General features: G+C 64.1%; 24 protein-coding genes. 13 read left to right on the top strand and 11 right to left on the bottom strand.

Annotated features, from left to right (window positions below):
• Positions 1 to 9 precede the first annotated feature (9 nt).
• Positions 10 to 969: a squalene cyclase gene (locus tag QM588_RS10695; protein ID WP_283313149.1), complete on the bottom strand. Its 960-nt coding sequence runs from the start codon at positions 967 to 969 to the stop codon at positions 10 to 12.
• Between the two features lie 107 nt (positions 970 to 1,076).
• Here QM588_RS10695 and QM588_RS10690 point away from each other — a divergent pair, with 107 nt between their 5' ends.
• The 3 genes from QM588_RS10690 to QM588_RS10680 all read left to right on the top strand — a co-directional run bounded on the left by QM588_RS10690 (position 1,077) and on the right by QM588_RS10680 (position 4,243).
• Positions 1,077 to 1,325: a hypothetical protein gene (locus tag QM588_RS10690; protein WP_283313147.1), complete on the top strand. Its 249-nt coding sequence runs from the start codon at positions 1,077 to 1,079 to the stop codon at positions 1,323 to 1,325.
• Between the two features lie 103 nt (positions 1,326 to 1,428).
• Entirely contained in the window at positions 1,429 to 3,624 is a 2,196-nt protein-coding gene (locus QM588_RS10685; RefSeq protein WP_283313145.1) for a sensor domain-containing protein, read from the top strand.
• Positions 3,625 to 3,841: 217 nt separating this feature from the next.
• Positions 3,842 to 4,243, top strand: a complete 402-nt coding sequence (locus QM588_RS10680; protein WP_283313142.1) for a hypothetical protein — start codon at positions 3,842 to 3,844, stop codon at positions 4,241 to 4,243.
• Here QM588_RS10680 and QM588_RS10675 read toward each other — a convergent pair.
• Positions 4,216 to 4,725, bottom strand: coding sequence for a hypothetical protein (locus tag QM588_RS10675; protein ID WP_283313141.1), 510 nt, complete (start codon positions 4,723 to 4,725; stop codon positions 4,216 to 4,218). The two genes, QM588_RS10680 and QM588_RS10675, sit on opposite strands and share 28 nt — an antisense overlap.
• Positions 4,726 to 4,819: 94 nt before the next feature.
• On the opposite strand from QM588_RS10675, the gene helR reads away from it, so the two are divergent.
• Positions 4,820 to 6,979, top strand: a complete 2,160-nt coding sequence (gene helR, locus QM588_RS10670) for an RNA polymerase recycling motor ATPase HelR (protein ID WP_283313140.1) — start codon at positions 4,820 to 4,822, stop codon at positions 6,977 to 6,979.
• On the opposite strand, the gene QM588_RS10665 is transcribed toward helR, so the two are convergent.
• On the bottom strand, positions 6,938 to 7,855 hold the full coding sequence (locus tag QM588_RS10665) for a LysR family transcriptional regulator (RefSeq protein ID WP_283313138.1): 918 nt from the start codon (positions 7,853 to 7,855) through the stop codon (positions 6,938 to 6,940). The two genes, helR and QM588_RS10665, sit on opposite strands and share 42 nt — an antisense overlap.
• A 73-nt stretch (positions 7,856 to 7,928) precedes the next feature.
• Between QM588_RS10665 and dapA the strand changes: the two genes are divergently transcribed.
• The 6 genes from dapA to QM588_RS10635 all read left to right on the top strand — a co-directional run bounded on the left by dapA (position 7,929) and on the right by QM588_RS10635 (position 14,948).
• On the top strand, positions 7,929 to 8,873 hold the full coding sequence (dapA, locus tag QM588_RS10660) for a 4-hydroxy-tetrahydrodipicolinate synthase (RefSeq protein WP_283313136.1): 945 nt from the start codon (positions 7,929 to 7,931) through the stop codon (positions 8,871 to 8,873).
• Between the two features lie 71 nt (positions 8,874 to 8,944).
• Positions 8,945 to 11,326, top strand: a complete 2,382-nt coding sequence (locus QM588_RS10655; RefSeq protein WP_283313133.1) for an excinuclease ABC subunit UvrA — start codon at positions 8,945 to 8,947, stop codon at positions 11,324 to 11,326.
• 32 nt (positions 11,327 to 11,358) lie between these two features.
• The gene (locus QM588_RS10650; RefSeq protein WP_283313131.1) at positions 11,359 to 11,919 is read left to right on the top strand and encodes an isochorismatase family protein; all 561 of its coding nucleotides are present in this window, start codon (positions 11,359 to 11,361) and stop codon (positions 11,917 to 11,919) included.
• Positions 11,920 to 11,931: 12 nt separating this feature from the next.
• Entirely contained in the window at positions 11,932 to 12,621 is a 690-nt protein-coding gene (locus QM588_RS10645) for a GAP family protein (RefSeq protein ID WP_283313130.1), read from the top strand.
• Positions 12,622 to 12,631: 10 nt separating this feature from the next.
• Positions 12,632 to 13,432, top strand: a complete 801-nt coding sequence (locus QM588_RS10640) for a HugZ family pyridoxamine 5'-phosphate oxidase (protein WP_027497136.1) — start codon at positions 12,632 to 12,634, stop codon at positions 13,430 to 13,432.
• Positions 13,433 to 13,544: 112 nt separating this feature from the next.
• A complete protein-coding gene (locus QM588_RS10635; protein ID WP_032366182.1) occupies positions 13,545 to 14,948 on the top strand; it encodes an NAD(P)/FAD-dependent oxidoreductase in 1,404 nt (467 codons plus the stop codon).
• 91 nt (positions 14,949 to 15,039) lie between these two features.
• Here the strand turns inward: QM588_RS10635 and QM588_RS10630 are convergent, their stop codons facing one another.
• The 8 genes from QM588_RS10630 to QM588_RS10595 form a co-directional block, all read right to left on the bottom strand.
• On the bottom strand, positions 15,040 to 15,699 hold the full coding sequence (locus QM588_RS10630; protein WP_027497138.1) for an urease accessory protein UreD: 660 nt from the start codon (positions 15,697 to 15,699) through the stop codon (positions 15,040 to 15,042).
• Between the two features lie 3 nt (positions 15,700 to 15,702).
• Positions 15,703 to 16,407 carry an urease accessory protein UreG gene (gene ureG / locus QM588_RS10625; RefSeq protein WP_283313127.1) on the bottom strand — a complete coding sequence of 235 codons (705 nt, stop codon included), beginning with the start codon at positions 16,405 to 16,407 and terminating at the stop codon, positions 15,703 to 15,705.
• 61 nt (positions 16,408 to 16,468) lie between these two features.
• Positions 16,469 to 17,158 (bottom strand): urease accessory protein UreF, encoded by a 690-nt coding sequence (locus tag QM588_RS10620; RefSeq protein WP_283313125.1) that lies wholly within the window; start codon positions 17,156 to 17,158, stop codon positions 16,469 to 16,471.
• Positions 17,158 to 18,879, bottom strand: a complete 1,722-nt coding sequence (locus tag QM588_RS10615; RefSeq protein WP_283313123.1) for an urease subunit alpha — start codon at positions 18,877 to 18,879, stop codon at positions 17,158 to 17,160. The genes QM588_RS10620 and QM588_RS10615 overlap by 1 nt, the downstream gene beginning before the upstream one ends.
• Positions 18,879 to 19,511 (bottom strand): urease subunit gamma, encoded by a 633-nt coding sequence (locus QM588_RS10610; RefSeq protein ID WP_283313122.1) that lies wholly within the window; start codon positions 19,509 to 19,511, stop codon positions 18,879 to 18,881. The genes QM588_RS10615 and QM588_RS10610 overlap by 1 nt, the downstream gene beginning before the upstream one ends.
• 50 nt (positions 19,512 to 19,561) lie before the next feature.
• Positions 19,562 to 20,833 (bottom strand): DUF6986 family protein, encoded by a 1,272-nt coding sequence (locus QM588_RS10605; protein WP_283313119.1) that lies wholly within the window; start codon positions 20,831 to 20,833, stop codon positions 19,562 to 19,564.
• Positions 20,834 to 20,838: 5 nt separating this feature from the next.
• Positions 20,839 to 21,300: a PaaI family thioesterase gene (locus tag QM588_RS10600; RefSeq protein WP_027497142.1), complete on the bottom strand. Its 462-nt coding sequence runs from the start codon at positions 21,298 to 21,300 to the stop codon at positions 20,839 to 20,841.
• Between the two features lie 222 nt (positions 21,301 to 21,522).
• Positions 21,523 to 22,284 carry a hypothetical protein gene (locus QM588_RS10595; RefSeq protein ID WP_442972894.1) on the bottom strand — a complete coding sequence of 254 codons (762 nt, stop codon included), beginning with the start codon at positions 22,282 to 22,284 and terminating at the stop codon, positions 21,523 to 21,525.
• Between the two features lie 183 nt (positions 22,285 to 22,467).
• On the opposite strand from QM588_RS10595, the gene QM588_RS10590 reads away from it, so the two are divergent.
• From QM588_RS10590 to QM588_RS10580, 3 genes are all read left to right on the top strand, one after another.
• On the top strand, positions 22,468 to 23,943 hold the full coding sequence (locus tag QM588_RS10590; RefSeq protein ID WP_283313115.1) for an iron chelate uptake ABC transporter family permease subunit: 1,476 nt from the start codon (positions 22,468 to 22,470) through the stop codon (positions 23,941 to 23,943).
• A gap of 104 nt (positions 23,944 to 24,047) precedes the next feature.
• Positions 24,048 to 25,043 (top strand): FecCD family ABC transporter permease, encoded by a 996-nt coding sequence (locus QM588_RS10585; protein ID WP_442972899.1) that lies wholly within the window; start codon positions 24,048 to 24,050, stop codon positions 25,041 to 25,043.
• Positions 25,040 to 25,909, top strand: coding sequence for an ABC transporter ATP-binding protein (locus QM588_RS10580; protein ID WP_283313110.1), 870 nt, complete (start codon positions 25,040 to 25,042; stop codon positions 25,907 to 25,909). The genes QM588_RS10585 and QM588_RS10580 overlap by 4 nt, the downstream gene beginning before the upstream one ends.
• Positions 25,910 to 25,913: the final 4 nt, after the last annotated feature.

Genomic DNA, 25,913 nt, shown 5'->3' with positions numbered 1-25,913 from the left:
TGACCCGGCTCATCGCGCGAACTGTGTCGTCGCTTCCGATCCTGACCAATTCACGATTCGCAAGGCGCGCAGGGTAATCCACCTGCTCGGACGCCCATCGCCATTCTCCATCGGAAAGTGGACCGCACCGGCGTGAGTTCTGTCGAGCAGCCATGTGCCGTCGTCACACTGTCTCGACCGGATGTGTTCGATTGCCTCCGTCAACCTCGGGTCGACGAAAGATCCAGCGGTTCGGAAGTAGTCGACTCCACGAAGCAGGTCGTAATGCCACCAGGTCGGAAAGGAGAAAAGCAACCAGTTCGGTTCGACGATCTCCCCCGTGCTCACCCTCCTGGCCAACCGGCGTTCCAGAAGGTATTGCTCGCCTCGGTGGCGTGCGGCAATCGACGCGGGAGTGCCGCCCGTGGCTCGTTCGTGCTCGAGCAACCCTTCGAGCACACAGATCGTCGAGTGAAAAGACCCGCGAGTCGATCCGTACTCCGCCTCGCAGTTCCAGCCGCCGTCGGCGAGCTGATCTTTCACCAGTCTGGTGACGATAGCGTCGACGTCGACTCCGAAATATGCACCCAGGGCGACGGTCCTCCCGTTGATGCAGGGCTCGACTTCACCGTCGAAGAACCGTTGGCCTGCGTGTTCCCACCGGCAATTCCGGCGCACCGCCTCGGTGGCGGTCCGTACTTCACCGGCGTCCGGGTCGACACCCATCTCGCGCAGCAACGTCAGCGAATGAAGCGTGGAAGTCCACGGCTGCCCTCTCGAGAAATCGCCGTCGAACCCCGATGGGAAGCAAGCACCTCCGGCCCACAGGCCGTTCGGGTCGCGTGCAGCAAGCAAACGCGCGCCCCAGCCTTCGTGCACAATTCGGTTGCGCTCTCTCGCCGCATCAGCAGGGGGCGCGTCGTGCAGATCGCGCAGTACCTGCCATCGAATCGCTGGATCCGAATCGAGCAGCCACTCGTCGATGACCATGAAGGCGAGGCTAGCAATGAAATCAATCTTTCCGGCGCTGTGTGCGGACGGGTCATCGGAGCCCAGTTGTATTTTGGCCCCTCGCACTCTCCGTGGCGGAGAAGTCTTTGACCGCAACCGCTGTCGACTGTCCGAAGGCGGCGTACGACAAGAGAATTGGTCTCTACACCGTCATCCGTACCCAACCCGTCGATGATGGCTACCGGTTCTTCATGGAGGGTGGCTTGATCGACTCGATCGGTCTGGGGTACTTCCCGGATGTTGCCCCCCCCCACTCGACGAACCCTTACCGGGGTCGAGACATCACTTTTAAGCCGTTCGACGGCGACCGGTATCTGTTCGTGCAACGCTACTGACAATTGGGTTACAGCCCGCTCGTGTTCGAACCCATCGAACTCGGTGGCCGAATAACATTGGCCCGAGCCGCTCGAACACCGAGCGACGCAGATCGGAGGGCCGATGTTCGATGCTGCCGACGATGTGATGTCGCTTCGGCAATTTCTGGAGCGATCGCCGGACTTCGTTGCACTCGCCGACCTGACGGGCACAGTTCTCCACATCAACCCAGCAGGCCTGGAACTCATCGGCGTGTCCGACTGGGCCGAGGCATCGACACTGCCAGCTTTGGATTTCCTCACTGCGGACGGCCGTGAGCGCGCCGAGGAGATCGGTACGGCGCTGCGTTCCGACGGGAGGTGGGACGGCTACTGCGAACTACGCCATCACGGGACCGGTGCAGGTATTCCGGTCGTGGTCTCGGCATACGTCGTTCACACCCCGGACGGCCGACCTGACGTCGTCGCCTCGATCATCCGGCATCGGCACACCGTCGAACAACGTAGTGCCCGGATGGCGGCCGATGCCGTAACCGCCAGCCGACACGCACAGGAGCAAAAAGCCCTGGCCGACCTCAGTCGGTTCGCAGTCGTCGCCGAGCTGTCGGAGCTGTTGACTGCAGCCACCGACACTGCCGCCACGTTGATGGGTGTGGGAAATTCCGCCATCGCGCACCTCGAGAATTCCACCGATCCTTACTTGACCATGGATGCCGCGAGCGGTTCGCTCGGTATTCGTCGGGACGTTCCTTCCGGCGACGGCTCCATGACCGGGTACGCACTCGCTCACGAACAGCCAGTGATTTGCAGCAACCGCGGCGACGAAAGCCGGTTTCGTACAGGCACGATGGCGGAGCTCGGACTGCGCAGCGGTGTGGCAGTACCGATCATGACTGCGGTTGGAGACGCCTGGGGAGTCCTCTCGATCCACAGTGTGGAAGCACGGCTGTATCGCGAACAGGAAGTCTCGTTCCTCAGCTCCGTCGCGGGTATCGTCTCCGCGGCACTTCGACGAATGGAACTGGAAAGCCAACTCCGACGGCGCAGCACCCACGACGCACTCACCGGGTTGCCCAATCGCACTTTCGCCTACGACGTCCTCGACACCGCTCTGGCTCGGGCACGCTTTCAGTCCGATACTTTGGCCCTCCTTCTGCTGGATATCGACGACTTCAAAATCATCAACGACAGCCTGGGCCACGACGCCGGAGACAGGGCGCTGGTGAAATTCGTGGAGCGACTGGTGTCCGCAACGAGCGCGACCGACACCATTGCTCGTCTCGGCGGGGACGAATTCCTGATCATCTGCGAAGGGGTGCGCACTGTGGAACGAGCGGAGGAGATCGCGCGACACATCGCCCGCACCATCGCGAAACCATTCGCTGCCGAGGACGTCCCCATCCCACTCAGTGCCAGCATCGGTGTCGCTGTCTCCGACTCGAATTCGACAAGGCATGAGCTGATTCACCGGGCAGATCTGGCAATGTATCGCGCCAAGGACAGCGGAACCGGTGGCCATGCAGTTTTCGACCCGGGAGACCTGTACGACGCCGACCGGATCAGATCGTTGTCGGTCGACCTGCGCTCGGCATTGAGCTCGAACGAACTCACCATGGCATACCAACCTCTGGTGGACATCTCGACGCGTGAGGTCGTTGCAGTCGAGGCGCTCGCCCGTTGGAATCATCACGATCTAGGGCCTGTCGAGCCGACCGAATTCGTCGCAGTCGCCGAGAGAACAGGTCTCGCAACACCATTGGGCGCGTGGGCGCTCCGCGTCGCGTGCACCGACGCAGTGCGGTGGCGCGCATTCTCCGACGTCGTGGTGCGCGTCAACGTCAGTGCGCTCCAACTGCGAGACCACGAGTTTCCGACGCAGGTCGCCACTGTTCTGGCTGACACCGGCCTACCACCGAACGCATTGGGTCTGGAAGTGACCGAAACAGTGTGGGTCGCAGACACCGAAAGGGTGGCGAATACCGTTGCGGCGCTGCACGCAATGGGTGTGTCCTTGCTCCTCGACGATATGGGTAAGGGGCACAGTTCCATGTCGTATCTGGACCGGTACCCGATGTTCGAGAGCTTCAAGATCGACAAGTCATACGTGGCCCGGTTGCCCGCCGTCCGCGCCAGGGCAATAATCTCGGCGATCGTTGCACTCGCCCGCGCGTTCGACGTCACAGTCGTCGGCGAAGGCGTCGAAACCGAAGAACAACTCGAAGCACTCGCCGCAACAGGATGCGACGTAGCTCAGGGATTCCTGCTCGGACGTCCGATGAGCGCCGCAGCAATCACCGATCTGCTGCGGTCTTCTAAGTGAACCCCCGTCACTTCGCTTCGTGATAGCGTGCCGAATCAGAGCTACTCGCATAGCCACCCCAGCTGCAGAAGGCACCCGCGCCGCCTCCGACAGCGATTCAGGGGCAAGGTCCGCCCGGATCTGCGATGAAGAACGTTCAGTTACGTCACGCCGTGTTCATGATTTCCGACCGGTGCAACGGCGCGCGGGGCCGGTGCACAATGCGATTGGAACTCTCATGACCAGGAACGACGTCGAAAAGCACGCAGCTCGGGCTTACGCCGCGGCTCCCGGGTATCGGCAGAGCCTTGCGGCGGTGCGCGCGAACTGCACCATTGTGCTGCCCTACGCGCAGCGACTGTTGATCGAAGCGATCGAGGGCTGCGGAATTCGCCACTGGTCCAACGTCCACGATTGGGACGGCTGCGGCCGAGCGAGCATCACCGACCTCGGTGGCGAGCGATTCGTGCTCACGCCCGATGTTGTCTTACCGGTCATTCGTGAACACCTCGACGCGCACCCCAATCTCGAACCCCTTCACATCGACAGCTACTTCGCCGACGAAGCAGTACAACGAAGCCTGTTCGGCGGCGTCATCCACCGACTCGAACTTCACCGCGGTGGTGGGCTGACCGTCTGATCCCTCGTTATGCGTCGTGCGCGCCGATCCGTGAGTACGAGAAGTAGGCCGGGAATTCCGGCGACGGTCCACGGCGCTACCGCCCCGACTGTCGGAACCACCTGAAGCACTCCCAGTCCGCAGAAGTCCGATGAGTGTCCGCACACGATCGCGTCGTAGGGCGCTGCCACGAAGGAAATGGTCAGCGCCGTGGTGAGGAACGCCAGGACCCCGGTCGAAATGGCCGCCGCGAGCGCCTTCGGGGACGCACACAATCCGGTCCAACCCCACGCGAGAAGCGCTACGCAACATGTCAGGCCGATCAGAGCGACAGCAGCGCCGACCTCACCGCCGTGACCGTCGACCCGTACGCCGGTCACAAAACCGAGCTGAACGGCTCCGCCGGCCAATACGCCCGTGCCGATCAAGGGAAGTAATCCACGCAGAACACGAAACGGGCGTCTGCGGCGTGATGCGGAGAAGAAGATTCGCTCTCTTTCCACTTTCAATGTATAGCGCACCCGGGGTCTTGCGGCAAGACCCCGTCGAGGGTTCAGAATGGCTCGCTGCACACCCGCACCATCGGATCGGAGTCCCGTGAAATCAGTGCCGCCCCATGTCTTCGACCTCCCCGACAGGCTCGCATCGAAGCGCCAACCCTCGCTCATAGGTCATGACCGACAGCACTTTTCGGCGATCACTGCCAGTATCGAGAAGTCACGTTCCGACACGATCGCTCGATTGAACGCCATCCAGAAGTCATCCGGACGGATGGGACAGGAGGTGATGGAACGTGATTTCGAGATTCATCGATTGAACGGGCGACTGCGTCAACTGCATCGTTACGGTGCCGATCTGTGTCTGGGGCGGTTCGTCCCGATCGGCTCGGACCAACCGGTGTACGTAGGGCGCACCGGCTTGCTCGGAGATGCGGGCGAGCAACTGCTCGTCGACTGGCGCTCCCCCGGTGCCGAGCCGTTCTTCGGTGCAACCCATGCCAACCCGATGGGGCTGAGAAGCCGTCGCCGCTATCGGTGGACCAACGGCAGCATCACCGACTACTGGGACGAGGTGTTCGATCCCACGTCTCTGGACGACAACGGCGCACTGGACGATCAGTCCGCGTTCATCGCCAGTCTGGGTGTCGAGCGCTCACCTCGGATGCGTGACGTACTGGGCACGATCCAGGCGGATCAGGACGCAATCATTCGAGCCGACGCGCACGGGGCACTGGTGGTCGACGGCGGCCCGGGAACCGGGAAAACTGTTGTTGCCCTCCACCGCACCGCGTATCTGCTGTACGCAGACTCACGGATTGGACACAACCGCGGCGGAGTACTGTTCATCGGTCCGCATCAGCCCTACCTCGAGTACGTCTCGGGCGTACTCCCCGGTCTCGGCGAGGAGGGAGTACGGACGTGGACCCTTCGAGACCTCGTCGCAGAGGGGGCACATGCGCTCGACGACACCGATCCTGTTGCGGCGCGGCTCAAGGAAAACCTCGACGTCGACGCGGTCATCGAGGCGGCTGTTGCCTTCTACGAACGACCACCAGTCCAGAACGTCACAGTCGAAACAGATTGGGGCACATTCGTAGTGACGCCGAACGACTGGGTTGAGGCATTCGGTGCGCCAGATCCCGGTACTCCGCACAACGAGGCTCGCGAGCTGATCTGGGATCTATTGACGACCATCGTGACCGATCGCTGCGCCGGAGGAGCATCCCGCGAAGAGTTTCGGCAGTCGCTGCAGCACAACGAGGATCTGCGTGATGCCCTGGAACGCTCGTGGACGATCGTCGATGCCGCCGACCTCGTCGCGGACCTGTGGAGCGTTCCGGCATACCTGCGCACATGCGCACCCTGGCTCGACGCGGACGACATCCGAGCACTTCGACGCCCGGATGCGGCACGCTGGACCGTGGCCGACCTACCTCTGCTCGACGCGGCACGGGCGCGACTCGGCGATCCGAAACATGCTCTACGACAACGACGCCGATCGTTGGCTGCTGCGATCGAACGCTCGCGAATGGACAGTGTCGTCGACGAGTTGATGGCGGTCGACGACGACGAGAAGATGGCCGCGCAATTCCGTCAGGAGATAATTCGGGATGCTCTCGTCGATTCGTCCGGCTTCGAGGACCACCCGACGGATCCGCTGGCGGGTCCCTTCGCGCACATAGTGATCGACGAGGCTCAGGAGTTGACCGATGCGCAGTGGCACATGGTGATTCGGCGATGCCCTGCTGGGAGCTTCACCATTGTCGGTGACCGTGCGCAGTCTCGTCGGGGCTTCACCGAGTCGTGGCCGGATCGGCTCGAACGAGTAGGTATCGACGAGTTGACCATCAGCACTCTCGGCGTCAATTACCGCACGCCGCAGGAAGTAATGGACGTGGCCGAGCCGGTGATCCGGGCGGCGCTGCCAGACGCCAACGTTCCCACGTCGATACGCAGTACCGGCGTGCCGGTCGAATATCGGGACGTCGCGTCTCTACCGACGGTTCTCGCCGATTGGCTCGGTTCGACGACCGGCGGAACCGCATGCGCGATCGGTGATCCGACGTTTCCGCATTCCGATCGAATCAGCTCGCTGACACCGCAGCTCGCCAAAGGTCTGGAATTCGATCTGGTCGTTCTGATCGACCCGTATTCGTTCGGCTCCGGCATCGCAGCTGCGGTGGACACCTATGTGGCCATGACACGAGCCACCGGTCTACTCGTCATCTTGACCTCGTCGCAGCGCCGAATCGAGTAGGTCCAGCACGGCGTGGATCGCCGGACTCGCATCGGCGCTGCGCCTCCACGCGGCATGCACTTCTCGCTCGGGGGCGCGCGCCAGCGGTACGGCCACGAGCGCCGAGCCCAGAGGCGGTCTTGCGAGACGGGGAATCAGTGCCAGCACATCGTCTGCCTCGACCAGGGAAAGCTGCGTGGAGAAGTCGTCGACGAGGTGCCGAACGTCGATCTCGCTCGACGTATCGGCGAACAACCGTCGAAACCATTGGTGGCACACCGTGCCCGCCGGGCTCGTCACCCATGGGTACGTCGCGAGGCCTGCCGGTGTCAGTGGAGACTTCCCTGCGGCGAGGGGGTGGGTTCGATTCATGACGACATCGCCGTGGTCGGTGTGAATGGATCGCCGAACGATCGAGCGCGGAGCCACTGCGGGAACTCCGTCGGCGTCGTGCACCAGCGCCAAGTCTGCTGCCCCCGAATGCACACTGTGCAGCGCCCGATCCGGGTCCTCCTCCCCGATCTGCACGGTGAGGTCTGGATAGCGAGCGCTCAGGGTCGCGAGTGCAGGTGCGAGCAGACCGCGGATCGCAGTGGAGAATCCGACCACTCGTACCACCCCGCGCGCGGCACCCTCGTCTGCCGATCTCGCCGACTCCAGACACCGCTCGAGGGCGTGAAACACCTCGTCCGCGGATTCGACCACTGCCCGTCCGGCCGGCGTGAGCACAACACCTCTGCCCGCCTGCGCAAGTACCGGCGTTCCGACCTGGCGTTCGAGCCGTTTGATCTGCTGGGAGACGGCCGACGAGGTGAAGCCGAGCTCGTCGGCCGCTTTCGTCAGCGTGCCCAGGGCGGCGACTGCACGCAGCGCGTGGAGTGCATTGACATCGATCATGAAGCAACGGTACGCAATATTGCCGAAATTACATCGCTGGACCGGGACGATCATGTGGCCTCACACTCGGACGATGAACATGTCCACTCCTTCGGCCACGTCGACGTTCGGCACCAACCTCGTTGCCATGTGCACACCGATGAACGCCGATGGGCAGGTGAGCCGCACCGGCACGGACGCATTGCTGACCCACTTGCTCGCGACCGGGTGCGACGGCGTCGTCGTCGCCGGCACCACTGGGGAGGCGCCGACTCTCACGCCGCGTGAGCAGACCGATCTGATCACGGCGACGCGCGAATTCTCGGGCCACGCCCTGCGCGTGATCGCGGGTGTCGGCACCAACAACACCTCCGCCGGGATCGAGGCGGCGCGACGTGCCGCCGATGCAGGGGCCGACGCATTGCTCGTGACCGCCCCCTACTACTCGCGCCCCACGCAGGCCGGCATCGTCGAGCACATCGTCGCCATCGCCGATGCCGCAGCGCTACCGGTCATGGTGTACGACGTGCCGGCTCGGACCGGTGTGCCGATCGACGCCTCGACGCTGATCGAACTCTCGCGGCACACCTCGATCACGGCGGTCAAGGACGCGAAAGGTGACCTGTACGAGGCGATGAACGTCATGGCCGCAACCGACCTGGCCTATTACTGCGGTATCGACGAATTGACACTGCCCTATCTGTGTTGCGGTGCAACGGGTTCGGTGAGTGTGGTCGGCAATGTCGTCGCCGACCGCTACGCCGAGCTCTTCGACGCGGTCCGTGCCGGAGATCTGACTCGCGCGAACGCGGTACAGCGATCGCTGCTACCTCTCGTCGAGGCCATCATGCGCACCACCCAGGGAGCGATCATGGCCAAGGCGGCCTTGGTCGCCATCGGTGTGCTGGCCGACGCCACGGTGCGGCGCCCGTTGCTCGAATCGTCCGCCGCAGATCTGCAGCGTCTGGCCCACGCGTTGGCGGTGACAGGAATCGATCAGGAATCGAGAAGCATGCGCGTTCCGATACGACTACCGTGATCGCACACATACCTCGGTGCAATCGACCTTCTCGGTTTCGGTTGCCGTGACGATCAGGAGACACCGCGAGCATGGCGACGACCAAGGTCACGCAGAAATCGGCAGCGCACGCCGCCGACAGTCACGATCTGATTCGAGTACAGGGCGCGCGGCAGAACAATCTCGCCGACATCAGCGTCGAACTTCCCAAGCGACGCCTGACTGTGTTCACCGGTGTCTCCGGTTCCGGTAAGAGTTCCCTCGTCTTCAGCACCATCGCGGCCGAATCCCAGCGCATGATCAACGAGACCTACAGCGCCTTCGTTCAGGGCTTCATGCCGACTCTCGCGCGGCCCGACGTCGATGTGATGGACGGGCTCACGACGGCCATCATCGTCGACCAACAGCGAATGGGTGCCAATCCCCACTCCACCGTCGGAACCGCCACCGACGCCTATGCCATGCTTCGCATTCTCTTCAGCAGAGTGGGGAAGCCGTATATCGGCTCTGCACAGGCTTTTTCGTTCAACGTGGCGTCGGTCTCCGGTGCAGGCGCTTACAAGGTGGACAAGGGAGGCCGTCAGACCACGGAGAAGAAGTCCTTCTCCGTCACCGGTGGAATGTGCCCGCGCTGTGAGGGACGCGGCTCGGTCAGCGACTTCGACCTGAATGCCCTGTACGACGCAGACAAGTCGCTCAACGAGAGCGCCATCACCATTCCCGGCTACAGCATGGAAGGCTGGTACGGCAGGATCTTTCGCGGCTGCGGTTACTTCGACCCCGACAAGCCGATCTCGAAATACACGAAGAAAGAGCTCGACGATCTGCTGTATCGAGAGCCCACGAAGATCAAGGTCGAGGGGATCAATCTGACCTATTCCGGATTGATTCCTCAGATCCAGAAGTCGTTTCTTTCGAAGGATGTCGACGCGATGCAACCGCATATCCGGGCGTTCGTGGAGCGCGCGATCACGTTCACCACGTGTCCCGAATGCGACGGAACGCGGCTCAACGAGGGTGCACGATCGTCGAAGATCAAGGGCATCAACATCGCCGACGCCTGCTCGATGCAGATCAGCGACCTGGCCACATGGGTCGCGGGCCTGAAGGAACCGTCGGTGGCACCGCTACTGACGACACTGAGCGAGACCCTGAACTCTTTCGTGGAAATCGGCCTCGGCTACTTGAGCCTGGATCGGCCGTCGGGAACACTGTCCGGCGGAGAAGCGCAGCGCACGAAAATGATTCGACATCTCGGGTCGTCGCTGACCGATGTCACCTACGTGTTCGACGAGCCGACGACCGGTCTGCACCCCCACGACATCGAACGGATGAACAACCTTCTGCTGCAGTTGCGGGACAAGGGAAACACCGTTCTCGTCGTGGAGCACAAGCCGGAAACGATTGCCATCGCCGATCATGTCGTCGACCTGGGGCCCGGTGCCGGCAGCGCGGGCGGGCACGTCTGCTTCGAAGGCACCGTCGACCAGCTGAGACAAAGCGATACGGTCACGGGCCGCCATTTCGACGACCGCGCGAGTCTCAAGGATTCGGTTCGCGAGTTCTCCGAGGTGCTCGAGATTCGAGGGGCGGATTCGAACAATCTGCGAGACGTGGACGTCGACGTTCCACTCGGCGTGCTGGTCGTTGTCACCGGAGTGGCGGGCTCCGGTAAGAGCTCGCTGATTCACGGGTCGCTCTCGGGTACCGACGATGTGGTCTCGGTCGATCAAGGTGCGATCCGGGGATCGAGGCGAAGCAACCCCGCGACCTACACGGGCCTGCTCGAGCCCATCCGCAAAGCCTTCGCGAAGGAGAATGCGGTCAAACCCGCTCTGTTCAGCTCCAATTCGGAAGGTGCCTGCCCGACGTGCAATGGGGCGGGCGTCATCTACAGCGACCTCGCCATGATGGCCGGCGTTGCCACGACGTGTGAGGTGTGCGAGGGCAAACGGTTTCAAGCTTCGGTACTCGAGTACCATTTCGGCGGGCGAAACATCGACGAGGTGCTGTCCATGTCGGTTGCCGAGGCCGAGGATTTCTTCTCCGACGGACCGGCGAAACTGCTTGCGGCACACAAGATTCTGCAACGGCTCAACGACGTCGGACTCGGCTACCTGAAGATCGGCCAGCCGCTGACGACTCTGTCGGGCGGCGAACGGCAAAGACTCAAGCTCGCGACACACATGGCCGAGAAGGGCGGGGTGTACGTACTCGACGAGCCGACCACCGGGCTACACCTCGCCGATGTGGACAAACTGCTCGGGTTGCTCGACCGCCTGGTCGACTCGGGTAAGTCGGTGATCGTCATCGAGCACCATCAGGCCGTCATGGCCCACGCCGACTGGATCATCGACCTCGGCCCAGGAGCCGGGCACGACGGCGGCCTCGTGGTCTTCGAGGGCACCCCCGCAGATCTGGTGGCGGACGGATCCACCCTGACCGCGAAGCACCTGGCCGCGTACGTCGGATAGCTGACCAGAACCGAATACCCGATGGAGACGACGTGACCACCCTGCCCGACCGCCCTGCAACTGCGCTGTTGATCGTCGACGTCCAGAACGACGTCATGGCCGCCGCCCACGATCGCACTCGCGTCGTCGACAACATGGTGCGACTGGTCTCACGAGCGCGAAAGACCGACACACCGGTGATCTGGGTGCAGCATTCCTCGGACCACGAGCTCGTGTCCGGCAGCCCAGGCTGGCAACTCGTGGAGGAACTTCCGATCGACGCCGGAGATGCATTGGTGCACAAGAAGCATGGAGACGCCTTCGAGGACACGTCCTTGGAGGAGGTGCTCGCCGGTGCCGGCGTCGGTCGTGTGGTGGTTGCCGGCGCGCAAACGGACTTCTGTGTGCGATCGACTCTGCACGGAGCTCTGATTCGTGGGTACGACGTGACCTTGGTCAGCGACGCCCACACGACGGAGAACCTGCCGGACCCCGCCCTGCCTACAGCGCAGCAGGTCATCGCGCACACGAACATGTACTGGGACAACCAGACCGCACCCGGTCGAACCGCATCGGCCGTCGCCACCGAGGACGTCGCGTTCGTCGGCCGCTAGCCTGACGCTCCTATGGTTGCTCTGCTTGCTGCGCTCGTCGGGTTCGCGGTTCTCGACTCCCTCGATGTGCTCGTCGTCGGTATCACCGCGGCTATTTCGGTGCAGGCCAGGGTTTCCCGGCGCAGCCCCTTCCGCGCCGGGTCGGCGTTCCTCGCCGGGATCTTCACGGCGACGAGCCTGTTCGGTCTGCTGACGGTGCTCGGCATCGACTTCGTGACCGGCCTGTTCGACTTCACCCTCACACCGTCCGTTCGATACTGGGCTCAAGTGATCGTGGGTGTCGTGCTGCTTGCGTTGGCCTCCGTGCGCAGTAGGCAAAGTTCCACGCCTGCGTGGGCGACGCGGCTCGGTTCCAACCCGTGGATCGTCGGCCTCGCCGGTGCCGTGATCGGGCTGGTCCAAGGGCCCACAGGTGTCCCCTATCTGGCGGGACTGGCCATGCTGTCAGCTCACGAACCGCGTCCAGCATGGTGGCCGGCGATCGTGATCGTCTATTGCACGATCGCATTACTGCCGCCGGTGCTCGTACTGTTTCTCGCTTCGCGCACAAGCCCACGATCGAGGCGGGCGTTCGCCACCACCGTCCGCACACTCACGCGGTACGGACCGACCGCGGTTCGGATCATCTTCGTGATTCTCGGACTGGCACTGATCGGCGACGCGGTCACGCACGCACACCATCTCGTTCCGGGACGAACGTAGACTGCCGCCCATGGCACTCGATCACGGCGATCCCGGCGACGCCCCGTCCGTTCCCCCTCCCCTGTCTCCGGTGGTCGCGGACCGTCGTCCGTCGGCGGCCGAGGAGGCGCGCACGATCGCTGCGTCCACCAATATCGCGACGCTGGCCAGCCTGACCGCCGACGGCGATCCATGGGCGTCGTTCGTGACATACGGCTTGCTCGACGGAGCACCCGTGCTGTGCGTGTCGCGGATGGCGGAGCATGGTCGAAATCTCGACGGTGATCCACGAGCGAGTCTGTCGATCGTTGCACCCCAGTCACAGACGGACCCGCTGGCCTCGGGCCGCATCACGCTGGCCGGGGTGGTCGAGCGACCGGCAGGAGCCGAGCTCACTGCCGCACGACAAGCGCATCTCGACGCGGTGCCGGCCGCCAAGTACTACGTGGATTACAGCGACTTCACGCTTTGGGTCATGCGAGTGCATCGGGTGCGATGGGTCGGCGGGTACGGCCGAATGGATTCGGCGACGGCCGACGCGTACTCCGAGGCGTCCCCGGATCCCGTGTCTCCGTCCTCGGCCTATGCCGTCGAGCACCTCAACGCGGACCATTCGACGTCTCTGTTGGCGATGGCCCGAAAGCTGGGGGGCTACCCGGACGCGACCTCGGCGACGTGTACGGCCGCAGATCGATACGGCCTCGATCTGAACGTCCACACACCGCGCGGTGTGGCCTACACCAGAGTCGGTTACGCCGAGCCCATCGATTCCGCGGACGAGCTGCGCGCTGCAACGGTGGAACTGGCCAAGAGGTCGGCTACTGCCCCGTAGTTCCCCGCGACAGCGAGAGCTGCCCGACGACCGGTAGCTGGGCCCTTGGCGAGACGCTCCGCCCCGGGGCGACTACCGTTGTGGCTACATCGCAACGTCTAGGGAGCAGGTAATGAGCATCCAACCGGTCGAATCGAAGCGTCACCGTGTCGTCGTCATCGGTTCCGGGTTCGGAGGTCTGTTCGGCGTCAAGGCGCTCAAGAAGGCCGACGTCGACATCACCCTCGTCGCAAAGACGACCCACCACCTATTCCAGCCGCTGCTCTACCAGGTGGCCACAGGCATTCTGTCCGTCGGTGAGATCGCTCCCACTACCCGCGTCATCCTGCGCAAGCAGAAGAACGCCGAGGTGTTGCTGGGCGACGTGCTGAACATCGACCTCGAGGCCAAGACGGTCACGTCCAAGTTGCTCGAGCGCGTCACCGTCACCCCGTTCGACAGCCTGATCGTGGCCGCCGGTGCCCAGCAGTCGTACTTCGGTAACGACCATTTCGCCGAGTTCGCGCCCGGCATGAAGACAATCGACGATGCACTCGAACTGCGCGGACGCATCCTTGGAGCCTTCGAGCAGGCGGAACTCTCCGACGACCAGGAGGAGAAGGACCGCCTGATGACGTTCGTCGTCGTCGGAGCAGGTCCGACGGGTGTCGAACTCGCAGGGCAGATCGCAGAACTCGCCGACCGCACCCTCGACGGAGCGTTCCGCAACATCGATCCCCGCGACGCGCGCGTCATCCTGCTGGACGCCGCACCGGCCGTCCTTCCCCCGATGGGCGAGAAACTCGGCCGCAAGGCAGCCGAACGGCTCGAGAAGCTCGGTGTCGAGATCCAGCTCAACGCGATGGTCACCGACGTCGACAACGACGGCCTGACCGTCAAGGAAAAAGACGGAACGACGCGTCGTATCGAGGCTCAGTGCAAGGTCTGGTCCGCGGGCGTGCAGGGCAGCCCGCTCGGCAAGCAGCTGGCCGACCAGTCGGGTTCGGAGACGGACCGCGCCGGCCGAGTTCTGGTGGAACCGGATCTGACTGTCAAGGGTCATCCGAACGTCTTCGTCATCGGCGACTTGATGTCGGTCAAGGACGTTCCCGGCATGGCACAGGGTGCGATCCAGGGTGCCACCTACGCAGCCAAGCTGATCAAGGCATCGGTCAAGGGGCAGGACGACCCCACCCAGCGAGCACCCTTCAAGTACTTCGACAAGGGCTCCATGGCCACGGTGTCGCGGTTCAATGCGGTGGCGAAGGTCGGTAAGCTGGAGTTCGGTGGCTTCATCGCATGGCTCATGTGGCTCGCCCTGCACCTGTACTACCTGGTGGGGTACCGCAGCCGTATCACCACGGTCATTTCCTGGTTCGTCACGTTCCTCGGTAGAGGCCGTGCTCAGATGGCATCGACGGAGCAGCAGGTGTTCGCGCGGCTTGCCATCGAACAACTGAACTCTCTCGAGAAAGCGGGCGACGTGAACAAGCGGACGGCCGAGGTCGAAGAGGAACGCGAAAAAGCAGCGGGTTGATCCACGCAGCACCCGCAAGGTAAGCGAAGCAGAAAGGGCTCCGTCCGACGCACATCGTCGGACGGAGCCCTTTCTTTCTGCCCTGCCCGATCTATCGGGTCGGCTGAAGGCGATGACCGACGGAGGTACTCAGCGAGCCACCCCCGGCCAAGGCCAAGCGCACGGTGCCGCCCGCTAGATCGACCTCGGAATCCCGACTGTCCGGATAGCGAAGCGTGCTGGACATCGACATCGGTGCCGACAAGCCGTCGTGCGCCACCGTCCCCTCCCCCAGTTCCACCCGGTGGCGCAACAGCGGCCGGCCTCCCACATCGCAGTGCATCGAACTCGCCCACTGTCCCGCCACCTCGTCGAGCCTGCCGATCTGTACGCGCTCACGCAGCCACAGATCCGAGTCTTGTTCCAGTTCGATGACATTGAGCACCGTATGAGAGGCATCGGAGACGACGACCATCGGCTCGGGGTCGAAAACGAGTGACGCCCCCGCCCCCAACTCGACGTGCCAGTGCGCCGACGAATGACGTTGTGCTGCACCGGGCATCGCCAAGGACGCTGCCACACTGCGCACATCCAGACGAGCGCCGGCAGCCACCGAGATCCTGACGCTGATGGTGTCTCCGCCGAGAGGCGTGGCCGCGGTGCCGATCAGGTGGACGGTGTCGGGCCCCGTTTGCCTACCTGCGAGTCCGCCGACCGATGTGATGCGGGGACTGCGTCGACGACTCGCGTCGATGCGGAGCTCGGTGTGCATCGTTCAGTGCGCGTGGTCGTGTGCGTCGGCGTCGGCGATGACCTTCAATTGCTCACGCACCCAGCCGAGCACCGTCGTTGCTGCGGGATCGTCCGTGAGAGAGATCAGGGCCGTGGGACGACCCTCGCGCACCTGCGCGGCGTTGCGCTCCATGACACCCAGATCCGCACCGACGTACGGCGCGAGATCGGTTTTGTTGACAACGAGTAAGTCGGAGAACGTCACGCCGGGACCACCCTTACGAGGCACCTTGTCTCCTCCCGCGACGTCGACGACAAAAATCTGGACGTCGATCAAACCGGAAGAAAACGTGGCGGTGAGATTGTCGCCACCGGACTCCACCAGAATCAGGTCGAGAGGGGGGTTGTTCTCGATCAGGTCGTCGATCGCGTCGAGATTGGCGGTGATGTCGTCGCGTATCGCGGTATGCGGACAGCCGCCGGTCTGCACGGCCGTGATGCGCTCGTCCGGCAACACTGCGTGCCGCCGCAGGAAGTCGGCATCCTCGGTGGTGTAGATGTCGTTGGTGAGCACGGCCAGAGACAGCTCGTCGCGGAGCTGGCGGCACAAGGCGGCCACCAAGGCGGTCTTGCCCGACCCGACGGGTCCGCCGATTCCCACACGCAAAGCATCGCCTGCGACCCGTGTGCGCTTGGGTCGGTCCAACCCGTGGTCGTGGGGCTCACCATCGATCAGGTGCGGGGGCATGACATCTCCTTCGGTCGAGAAAACGGTACTGCGGTCGAGAACCGTGTCGGCGGTCGTGAGTTCAGGATACGAACAGTGGGCGATCGCGGACGGCGTGGGCTTCGGCGAACATGTCCAGCAGCGGATCGGACAGCTCCATCAGAACCGGGAGCGATGCGCACGCGGCGTCGGTCACCTCGTCGCAGAAGTCCCCGAACCGAATGGTGCACGAGGCAACCTCGGCGGGGTCGAGCGCAAGCAGACGTTGCGCCGCGATCGCCGAGCCGGTCATGGTGATGTACACCTGCACAGCCGCGGTGTCGGCGACGGACAGGTCGGCTGCGAGTCCCACGTGCCCCGCCGCGACGGCCAGATGCGGACGGCGGCCGATGGACTGCCAATCGTGATGCGGCCATGCCGATTTGGCCAATCTGAGCAGCCCCCGACCCTGAGCTCGCGACGCAGCTCGCACTGCCGGCGACGGCGTCCGGGCATCGCACTCGGCGTCCGCCGCATCCGTATCCAACGAGCCGAGAACCACCGCACCCGCGATGGACGCCGCCGTGGCTCCCGACGTCCGGATCCGCCGACGCAGAAATGCTTCGAGGGTATCGATGTCGCGCACGAAACCCGACGCAATTGCTTCTTCGACTCCCCCGGAATGAACGTGCCCACCGGTGGGAAGTCGCGAATCTGCAAGCGAGAGAAGGGTTGTGACCTGTCGACGTGCAGCGTTCGACGACGCAGTCGACGTGAGGGATCCAAGGGCCATCAGAAGAGGAAATACCGTTGCGCCATCGGCAATTCGGACGCCGGTTGTTCCTTCCATACCTCGCCGTCGATACGCACGGTGAAGGTGTCCGGATCGACTTCGATCTCCGGAAGCGAATCGTTGAGCGGCATATCGGCTTTCCTGATCCCGCGCACGTTCGCAACCGGAACGAGACGACGATCGCACGCGAGGCGATCGGCCAGACCGTCCTCGATCGCTTGCGGCGCAACGAAATGCAGCGACGTCGCGGCGGCGGCCTTCGGTGACGCTCCGAACATCGGCCGCGGCAACTCGGGTTGCGGCGTAGGAATGGACGCATTGGCGTCGCCCATCGCGGCCCAGGCGATCATGCCGCCCTTGATGACCATGTGCGGACGCACACCGAAGAAGGCCGGATCCCACAACACCAGATCGGCGAGCTTTCCCGTTTCGATCGACCCGATCTCCGCATCGAGACCGTGGGCCACGGCCGGACAGATCGTGTATTTCGCGACGTATCGCCTGACCCGATTGTTGTCGGCGCCGTTGTCCCCGGACAGGTATCCGCGCCGCGCCTTCATGACGTGAGCTGTCTGCCAGGTTCGCAGCACCACCTCACCGATACGTCCCATGGCCTGGGCGTCGCTGCCGATCATCGAGATCGCTCCCATGTCGTGCAGCAAGTCCTCGGCAGCGATGGTCGACGGCCGAATGCGGCTCTCGGCGAACGCCAGATCCTCCGGAATGCTCGGACTGAGGTGATGGCACACCATCAACATGTCGAGATGCTCGTCCAACGTGTTCACGGTGTGCGGACGCGTCGGATTGGTCGAGCTGGGCAGCACGTGTGCTTGCGCGGCAACGGTAATGATGTCGGGAGCGTGTCCGCCGCCTGCACCTTCGGTGTGATAAGCGTGTATTCCACGGCCGTTGATCGCAGCGAGGGTGGTCTCGACGAATCCGGCCTCGTTGAGGGTGTCCGAGTGAAGAGCCGCTTGAACTCCCGCCTCGTCGCACACTCGCAGGCACGCGTCGATCGCGGCGGGAGTCGACCCCCAATCCTCGTGCAACTTGAATCCCGAAGCGCCGCCGCGCAACTGCTCCCACATCGAATCGGGATTGACCGTGTTCCCTTTGCCGAGCAGCACGATGTTCATCGGCCAGTCGTCGAGCGATTCGAGCATCCTGGACAGATGCCACGCACCCGGGGTCACGGTGGTTGCCTTGCTGCCTTCGGCGGGCCCGGTACCACCCGCGATCACCGTGGTGATGCCGCCGCCGAGGGCTTCTTCCTTGATCTGCGGGCAGATGAGGTGCACATGGCAATCGATGCCGCCGGCCGTGACGATCTTTCCGTTGCCCGCGATGATCTCGGTCGATGGTCCGATCACGAGATCCGGGTGAACGCCGGTCATGGTGTCGGGATTGCCGGCCTTTCCGAGCGCAACGATCCGACCGTCGCGAATACCGAGGTCTGCCTTGATGATTCCCCAGTAATCGACGACGACGACGCCGGTGATGACGGTATCCGGGGCACCGTCTGCCCGGGTGGCACGTGACTGGCCCATCGACTCACGGATCACTTTGCCGCCGCCGAACACCGCTTCCTCGCCGGCCTTGCCCGGACCACCACTTCGGTCCTCGGTGATCTCGATCAGAAGGTCGGTGTCGGCCAACCGAATCCGATCACCCGTCGTGGGGCCGAACAACTGGGCGTATCGACTGCGACTCATACGCGCCATCAGCTGTCCAACTTTCCTGGAGGTGTCATGCTCAAGCCGTATACCTCGCGAGTCCCACCGAGGGGCACGAGTTGCACCGTCTGCTCGATGCCCGGCTCGAAACGCACGGCAGTGCCGGCCGGAATGTCGAGCCGACACCCGTAGGCGCGATCGCGATCGAACTGCAGGGCGGCGTTCGCTTGAGGAAGATGCACGTGACTTCCCACCTGCACCGGTCGATCGCCGCCGTTCACCACCGTCAAGGTGATCGGTTCGACACCGTCGTTGATCTCGATATCTCCTGCGACGGTGAAGATCTCACCCGGAACCAGATGGCCGTCTCCGCGCTCGGGCGAGATCGGCTCGTGCACCGTGATCAGTTTCGTTCCGTCGGGAAACGTCGCTTCCACCATCACCTCGGGAAGCAGTTCGGGCACACCACTCAGTACGTCGTCGGCCGTGAGCACTTCCCGACCCGACGCCATGAGCTCGGCCACGGACTTTCCGTCACGAGCACCCTCGAGGAGGTGATCGGTGATGACCGCGATCGCCTCGGGGTGATTGAGCTTCAGGCCGCGAGCACGGCGCCGCCGCGCGAGTTCGGCGGCGTAGCTGACGAGCAGTCGATCCTGCTCGTGCGGAGACAACCGCATGTAGGTTCTCCGTCCGATCGGTGATGATGCTCGGCAATTCTGACACGCAGTCAGCCCAAGGGCACGGTGACCGACCGATCGAGCAGACCCCGCAGGACATTTCGGTCAACAGAAGGGGCCACGTCCTGCAGTTCGGTGACCCCGAACGCGCCCGCGTCCAGGCCGCGTACCAATACGCCCGCGAGAGCTTGCGCCGTCGCCGGCTCGTCCATCACATCTCCGCCGCGACGATCGAGGTAGTTGCCCAGCCGAGCTGCGGCGACGGGCATCGCGTGACGAAAGAACTCGAACGTGGCCAACCACCGCGTCACAAGATGGCCGGGGTGCATGTCCCACCCCTGGTAGAAACCCCGCTCGAGGGATCTGGTCACCAGATCGAAGTGCCGCCGCGCCGACGCTGCCACTTGTTCGGCGCTGCCGGTCGGAACCACCTGGGTCGATCCGTCGCACACCCACACGCCTGTCTGCGCTGCCGCAGCGAGCATGACGTTCTTGGCATGGTCCGCCACCGGATGAGTCAGTGATTGCTGCGCCGACGTGATTCCACACGCCGCGCTGTAGTCGTAGGTGCCGTAGTGGAGCGATGTACAGCGACCGTCCGCGCGGGTGATCGCACGCGCCAGCGTCGCCGTACCGTCGGCACCGACCACGGCCTGCGGGCTTTCGATCTGCAACTCGAAACGGAGTGCCCGATCGGGAAGACCGTGAGCCCGCTCGAGCTCTTCGCACAACGCGACCACGGCCGAAACCTGCTCGACCGCGCGGAGTTTGGGCACTGTGAACACGAACCCGTTGGGCACTCCCCCGGCCCCGTCCAGGACGAGTTCCAGGGTTCGAATGCCACGCCGACGCTCGTGAGCGGCAAGGCCCTTCGCGCGGATGCCCAGCCACGACGGGCCTGCCGTGTCGCGTGCCAGGGCAGCCAACGCTGCACCTGCTGCCGCGGCGTGACGATCCTCGACGGCGTCGGAGCGCCACCCGTAGCCGTCCTCGAAATCGAACCTGAGGTCCTGGATCGGTGCCGCGCTCAGCCTGTTCCGTACCACTGGTAGAGCATCGGTGGTACCGAGGTCGGCGAATGCCTCGGGATGCGCATCGAGCAGGCCGAGGGCTGCGGTTCCCCATGCGGCCGGGATGTTCTCGGACGCCTCCGAGGCCGGGACGTAGACAGTGTGGGAGGGCTGCCCGCCTATGCGGTCTCCCGGATAGTGCTGCGCCAGATCGGCATCGATGGGCTCGAAGAGTGCTTCGATGCGGGCGAACGCGTCGTCGGTCAGCGCACCGCCGGCGGGAGGGGGAACGACATCGTCGTGTCCGGTCATGGGCTTCACTGTCCCAGACGTGCTGTGTTTTCGATATTCGCCAGCCGCACTTTGCCCTGCGCCACCAGGCGGCCGCCCTCGTCGGAGATGTCGACCTGCCAGAGTTGCTGGGTGCGGCCTCGATGGATCGGATGTCCGTGCGCGGCAAGAGAGCCCGAGCGCGTTGCTCGCAGGAAGTCCGTGCTGTTGTTCACCCCGACGACATGACCGCGCGAACCGAACCAGGCCGATCCACCGATGCTGGCAACCGATTCGACCACGGCGCACAGGACACCGCCGTGCATGATCCCGGCCGGCTGGTGCAGTTGCGGGGTGACATCCCACTCTGCGCGAACGACGTCGCCGGTCACTTCTCGGTAGGTCAGTCCGACCACGCCGTCGAATCCGCGTCCGCAGAGTTCGGTCAGCTGTTCCGGGGTGAGGGTCTCGAAGGGGCTCGCTTCGGTGGTGCCGTTCGAATCGGTCATTGCTCCGCTTCCGGTCGCGTACTGAGGATGTTCGCCGACTGCAGTCGACCCATGACCAGAAATACACGACACAGTGCCCGAGAAAATCGGTGGGCCTCTCGTTCGAGTCGAACGAGAGGCCCACCGTGGCAAGGACCGGGAGACACTGCAGCCCTCAGGTCTCCGGCGCGGTCCGTTGGTGTGAAATTAGCATAGGCATACCTCAGTTTGGGCGCAAGGCCTTCACGAGGCTCGCAGTCGCTGCCGGCCCGGCACTCCGACTCGCGATCGGACGGGCGCTCCGGCAGCGACCATCGCGTCGAGCAGCAACTGGCCTCGCCGTGTTCCGGCGGATGGGCCGGTCCCGGCCAAAATCGGAACGTACGTCGACGCACCGAGGATTGCGTCACCCACCAGCGCCCAGAAGACGCGAGCTTCCAGAGGAGCCCGCTCACTGATCGCGCGATAGACAGACCCGAGGGACGTGAGGCACCGATGCGCGGTCCAGACGAGAAGTGCCTGTTCACAGGGCAACGTCACGGTTCCGGGCTCGCCGGCTGCCGGATCCTCCGGCAGCACTCGCAAGATGGGCGACGCAACACCCGCCCAGTCGATTCCCCCGTCGCTGTCCATATGGATCCACAAGTTCTCGATGCCCGGATCCCAGGCACGCGCTTCGAGCACGAGCAGTGCTGCGACCCGCCCGACCACCGCATGAATCAGCGCAGTCGCCACCTGCACCGCCGCAGCGTGCGGCACATCGAGATCCTCGAGCGAACGGCGATACATCTGCTCGACGCGACCGTCGTCGAGACCGACCGACAGCTGCCACCAACGCCGCTTGCCCTCGTCGGCCATGGCGGCCACCGCGTACATCCGCGGGTAGTCGGGATTGAGCGCGCGCAGGGTGGAGCACGATTCGGCCAGCAAGGCTCGCCCACCGGATCGGTCCGAGAATCGGTGCACATCGGCCCAGCCCGTGAATGCCGCAGTTGCAACTGACACCTGAACGCTCCTTCTGTTCGCGACCGGTGAACTCGCCCCACCGTCGACCAATGAATGTAGGTTAGCCTAACCAGATTCAACTGCCGACTCAGGTACCGCTACCCTTACCTCTTGTCGCACGGCGAGCAAGGGTTCCGTAACCTAAACCGTGTCCCTTCGATCCAGCGAGGAGTCACGACCCCAGTGACCACAGCTCCGCTACTCGGCCCCCACGGCTCGCGTCGCTCGCCCGACGAGCGATACGGGACCGAGGACGTACCGACCGGTCCCGCACCGCGGAGCACACGCGTCGCAGCCGCGGGGATCGATGCTCTGATCGTGCTCGTGCCGTTGTTCATCGGGTGGTCGATCGTCGACGCCCTTCGCGACGACAACGGCGGTGGCCAGGCCGACCGTGTCGTGTTCGGAGCCATTTCTCTCTCGGTGGCCGTCGCCTTGTTCGTCTGGAACCGCGGCTACCGCGATGGCAACGAGGGGCAGAGCACAGGTAGACGGTGGATGAGTCTGACGCTCCGCGACACCGACACCACCGGCCCGGTCGGTGTCCGTCGAGCTCTCCGTCGCCAGTTCGGTCTCGGCCGGTCCACGTCGGAGGTCGTGCGGGAGAAGACAGCTTCAGCTGATGATTTCGAGCCTATTCCCAAGGATGGTTCGGTTGCCGCCATTCGCCGACGCAGATTGCTCGGACTGGCAGTATTGGTCGTCGCTCTGGCCGCCGGCATCTTTGCAAGCATCGCCATCGGTGCCCGACCACTGACGTTCGCCGAGATCGCCCATGCACTGATCGATTCGAATGGCACGGACACCGACATCATCGTGCGGACCTTGCGGGTCCCCCGAACCGTGCTGGCGTTGGTGGTCGGCATCGCGCTCGGTATCGCCGGTGCCCTCATCCAGGGACATACGCGCAACCCGCTGGCCGATGCCAGCTTGCTCGGCCTCAATTCCGGGGCTGCGTTCTTCGTCGTCATGGCCATTTACCTGTTCCGGTTCACCTCTCCGAGCCAGTACCTGTGGTTCGCGTTCGCAGGTTCGGCGGTGGCGAGCGTCGTGGTGTTCGGTCTGTCGTCCATCGGGTCGGGCAGATCGAGTCCGATCAACCTCGCCCTGGCGGGCGCGGGTGTCGCGTTCTTCCTCTCGGCGATGACGAATGCCGTCGTGTTGCTCGACCAGACGAGCCTCGACGGCTACCGCTTCTGGGTGGTCGGATCGGTCGCCGGCCGGGGGCTCGACGTGCTGTGGCAGGTTCTCCCCTTCCTGATTCTCGGTGTGCTGATCGCACTCGCCAGCACCCCGGGCCTGAACGTCATGAGCCTGGGCGAGGACGTTGCGCGATCCCTCGGAACGAACATCGCGGTCACCCGAACTGTCGGCATCCTGGCCATCACTCTGCTGACCGGAGCGGCAACTGCTGCCTGCGGGCCCATCGCCTTCGTCGGCCTCGTCGTTCCGCACATCGCTCGAGCGGTGACCGGGCCCGACTACCGATGGCTCGTGCCGTACGCGGGCCTCATGGGCGGCGTGATGCTCATGATCGCCGACGTCATCGGACGCGTCGTGGTGCGCCCGGGCGAGCTGCAGGTGGGCATCGTCCTGGCCCTCTTCGGCGCGCCGTTCTTCATCGCACTCGTACGCCGTAGAAAGTTGGCGAGCCTGTGACCGCCGAGCTTCGGTCCTCCGAGCCCTCCACGGCCGGTCCCGGCACCGTGCCCGCACGGCCCGCCGTTCGCCTGGGGCGGGTGTCCCTCGTCCGCCGTCCACTGATGGTCGTCACCACCCTCCTCGTGGCTGCCGCCTTGATTCTCGTCATGTGTGTCAACATCGGCCGCGGCGACTTTCCGCTGTCGATCCCCCAGGTGCTCGACGTCCTGCTCGGCGGCGGAACGCGGATCGAACGGTTCATCGTCATGGACCTGCGCCTGCCCCGATCGTTGACGGGCTTGCTCGTCGGAGCAGCCCTGGGAATCTCCGGTGCGATCACGCAATCCATCTCTCGGAACGCACTCGCCAGCCCCGACATTCTCGGTATCACCGCCGGTGCCAGCGCTGCAGCCGTCGCACTGATCGTGCTGGGCGGCGGCGGTACCTTCAGCGGTCTGCTCGCCACCCTCGGTCTTCCACTGGCAGCCTTGATCGGCGGCGTCCTGACTGCGATTGCGATCTACTCTCTGGCCTGGAGGAAAGGAGTCGACGGCTTTCGCTTCATTCTGGTGGGAATCGCCGTCAACGCAATGCTCACGGCCGTCATCGGGTGGTTGCTGATCAGCGCCGACATCAACGACGTGTCGCGCGCGCAGGTCTGGCTCAACGGTTCTCTGAACGGAGCCAACTGGTCGACGGTGTGGCCGGTCGCCGTCGCTGTCGTCGTCGTCGGAGGCGCAACCATCGTGTCGACGTTCACGCTCGGAGCACTGCGTTTGGGTGACGACAATGCGCGATCGCTCGGAGTGCGGTTGCAGCACAGCCAGGCCGTGATGTTGCTCGCCGCCGTCGCACTCGCTGCCGTTGCCACGGCTGCGGCCGGACCGATCGCGTTCGTAGCATTGGCAGCCCCGCAGATCGCGGTACGACTCCTCCGAACCCCTGGCCCGCCGATCATTGCCTCGGCATTGTTGGGCGGACTGCTGGTAGTGGCGAGTGATCTCATCGCGCGGACGATCCTGCCGGTGGAACTGCCGGTCGGCATCGTCACCTCGGCACTCGGTGGACCGTTCCTTCTGTACCTTCTCGTGCGCAGTAATCGAAAGGCTTCCGTATGACAATCAGCCATGCTTCGCGTTTGGTCGCAGACGATCTCAGCCTCGGTTACGGCGACCGGACCATCATCGAGCACCTCGACCTCGCGATTCACACCGGGGTGATCACCACAGTCATCGGCCCGAACGGCTGCGGCAAGTCGACCCTGTTGCGGTCGCTCGGACGCCTGCTCAAGCCCAAGGCCGGAAGCGTGATGCTCGACGGCCGGGCGATCTCTTCGATGAAGACCAAAGAGGTTGCCCGAACCCTGGGCATGCTGCCGCAGGCACCCACTGCTCCGGAAGGATTGACCGTTGCCGATCTGGTGTCGCGCGGTCGTCACCCTCATCAGTCGTGGATCAGGCAGTGGAGCTCGGACGACGAGGCCGAAGTGGCCAACGCACTCGAACTCACCGGCGTCGGCGACCTCGCCGATCGCCCCGTCGACGAGCTGTCCGGTGGTCAACGGCAGCGCGCCTGGATCTCGATGGCACTGGCGCAGGGCACCGACATCCTGCTGTTGGACGAGCCGACCACGTACCTCGATCTCGCCCACTCCATCGAGGTACTCGACCTCGTCGATCGGCTGCACGAGGAGCTCGGCCGCACCATCGTCATGGTGTTGCACGACCTCAACCTCGCGCTTCGGTACAGCGACCAGTTGATTGTCATGAAGCAAGGAAACATCGTCACGTCCGGTCGCCCTCAGGACGTCATCTCCGAGGAACTACTGCTCGACGTGTTCGGACTCGAAGCAGCCGTGATCGACGATCCCATGTCGGATCGCCCGCTCATCGTTCCGATCGGGACTCGCCACGTGTACGGGTCGGTCGGTGGTCCGGTGAAGTCGGACAGGCACTCCGGGACACCGGACTCGCAGGCCGTCTAGCGCA

The organism is Rhodococcus sp. IEGM 1354 (assembly GCF_030056855.1).
In the GTDB taxonomy this organism is placed as follows: Bacteria; Actinomycetota; Actinomycetes; order Mycobacteriales; family Mycobacteriaceae; genus Rhodococcoides.
Note: the sequence above shows the minus strand (reverse complement) of the source record. Positions and strands in the feature narration are given on the sequence as shown.

Bases quoted from the DNA above. Each gene is read 5' to 3' on its own strand.
- QM588_RS10695 (WP_283313149.1), bottom strand. From the start codon at position 969: ATGGTCATCGACGAGTGGCTGCTCGATTCGGATCCAGCGATTCGATGG.
- QM588_RS10685 (WP_283313145.1), top strand. From the start codon at position 1,429: ATGTTCGATGCTGCCGACGATGTGATGTCGCTTCGGCAATTTCTGGAG.
- QM588_RS10680 (WP_283313142.1), top strand. From the start codon at position 3,842: ATGACCAGGAACGACGTCGAAAAGCACGCAGCTCGGGCTTACGCCGCG.
- QM588_RS10665 (WP_283313138.1), bottom strand. From the start codon at position 7,855: ATGATCGATGTCAATGCACTCCACGCGCTGCGTGCAGTCGCCGCCCTG.
- dapA (WP_283313136.1), top strand. From the start codon at position 7,929: ATGAACATGTCCACTCCTTCGGCCACGTCGACGTTCGGCACCAACCTC.
- QM588_RS10655 (WP_283313133.1), top strand. From the start codon at position 8,945: ATGGCGACGACCAAGGTCACGCAGAAATCGGCAGCGCACGCCGCCGAC.
- QM588_RS10645 (WP_283313130.1), top strand. From the start codon at position 11,932: ATGGTTGCTCTGCTTGCTGCGCTCGTCGGGTTCGCGGTTCTCGACTCC.
- QM588_RS10640 (WP_027497136.1), top strand. From the start codon at position 12,632: ATGGCACTCGATCACGGCGATCCCGGCGACGCCCCGTCCGTTCCCCCT.
- QM588_RS10635 (WP_032366182.1), top strand. From the start codon at position 13,545: ATGAGCATCCAACCGGTCGAATCGAAGCGTCACCGTGTCGTCGTCATC.
- QM588_RS10630 (WP_027497138.1), bottom strand. From the start codon at position 15,699: ATGCACACCGAGCTCCGCATCGACGCGAGTCGTCGACGCAGTCCCCGC.
- ureG (WP_283313127.1), bottom strand. From the start codon at position 16,407: ATGCCCCCGCACCTGATCGATGGTGAGCCCCACGACCACGGGTTGGAC.
- QM588_RS10620 (WP_283313125.1), bottom strand. From the start codon at position 17,158: ATGGCCCTTGGATCCCTCACGTCGACTGCGTCGTCGAACGCTGCACGT.
- QM588_RS10615 (WP_283313123.1), bottom strand. From the start codon at position 18,879: ATGGCGCGTATGAGTCGCAGTCGATACGCCCAGTTGTTCGGCCCCACG.
- QM588_RS10610 (WP_283313122.1), bottom strand. From the start codon at position 19,511: ATGCGGTTGTCTCCGCACGAGCAGGATCGACTGCTCGTCAGCTACGCC.
- QM588_RS10605 (WP_283313119.1), bottom strand. From the start codon at position 20,833: ATGACCGGACACGACGATGTCGTTCCCCCTCCCGCCGGCGGTGCGCTG.
- QM588_RS10600 (WP_027497142.1), bottom strand. From the start codon at position 21,300: ATGACCGATTCGAACGGCACCACCGAAGCGAGCCCCTTCGAGACCCTC.
- QM588_RS10585 (WP_442972899.1), top strand. From the start codon at position 24,048: ATGGTCGTCACCACCCTCCTCGTGGCTGCCGCCTTGATTCTCGTCATG.
- QM588_RS10580 (WP_283313110.1), top strand. From the start codon at position 25,040: ATGACAATCAGCCATGCTTCGCGTTTGGTCGCAGACGATCTCAGCCTC.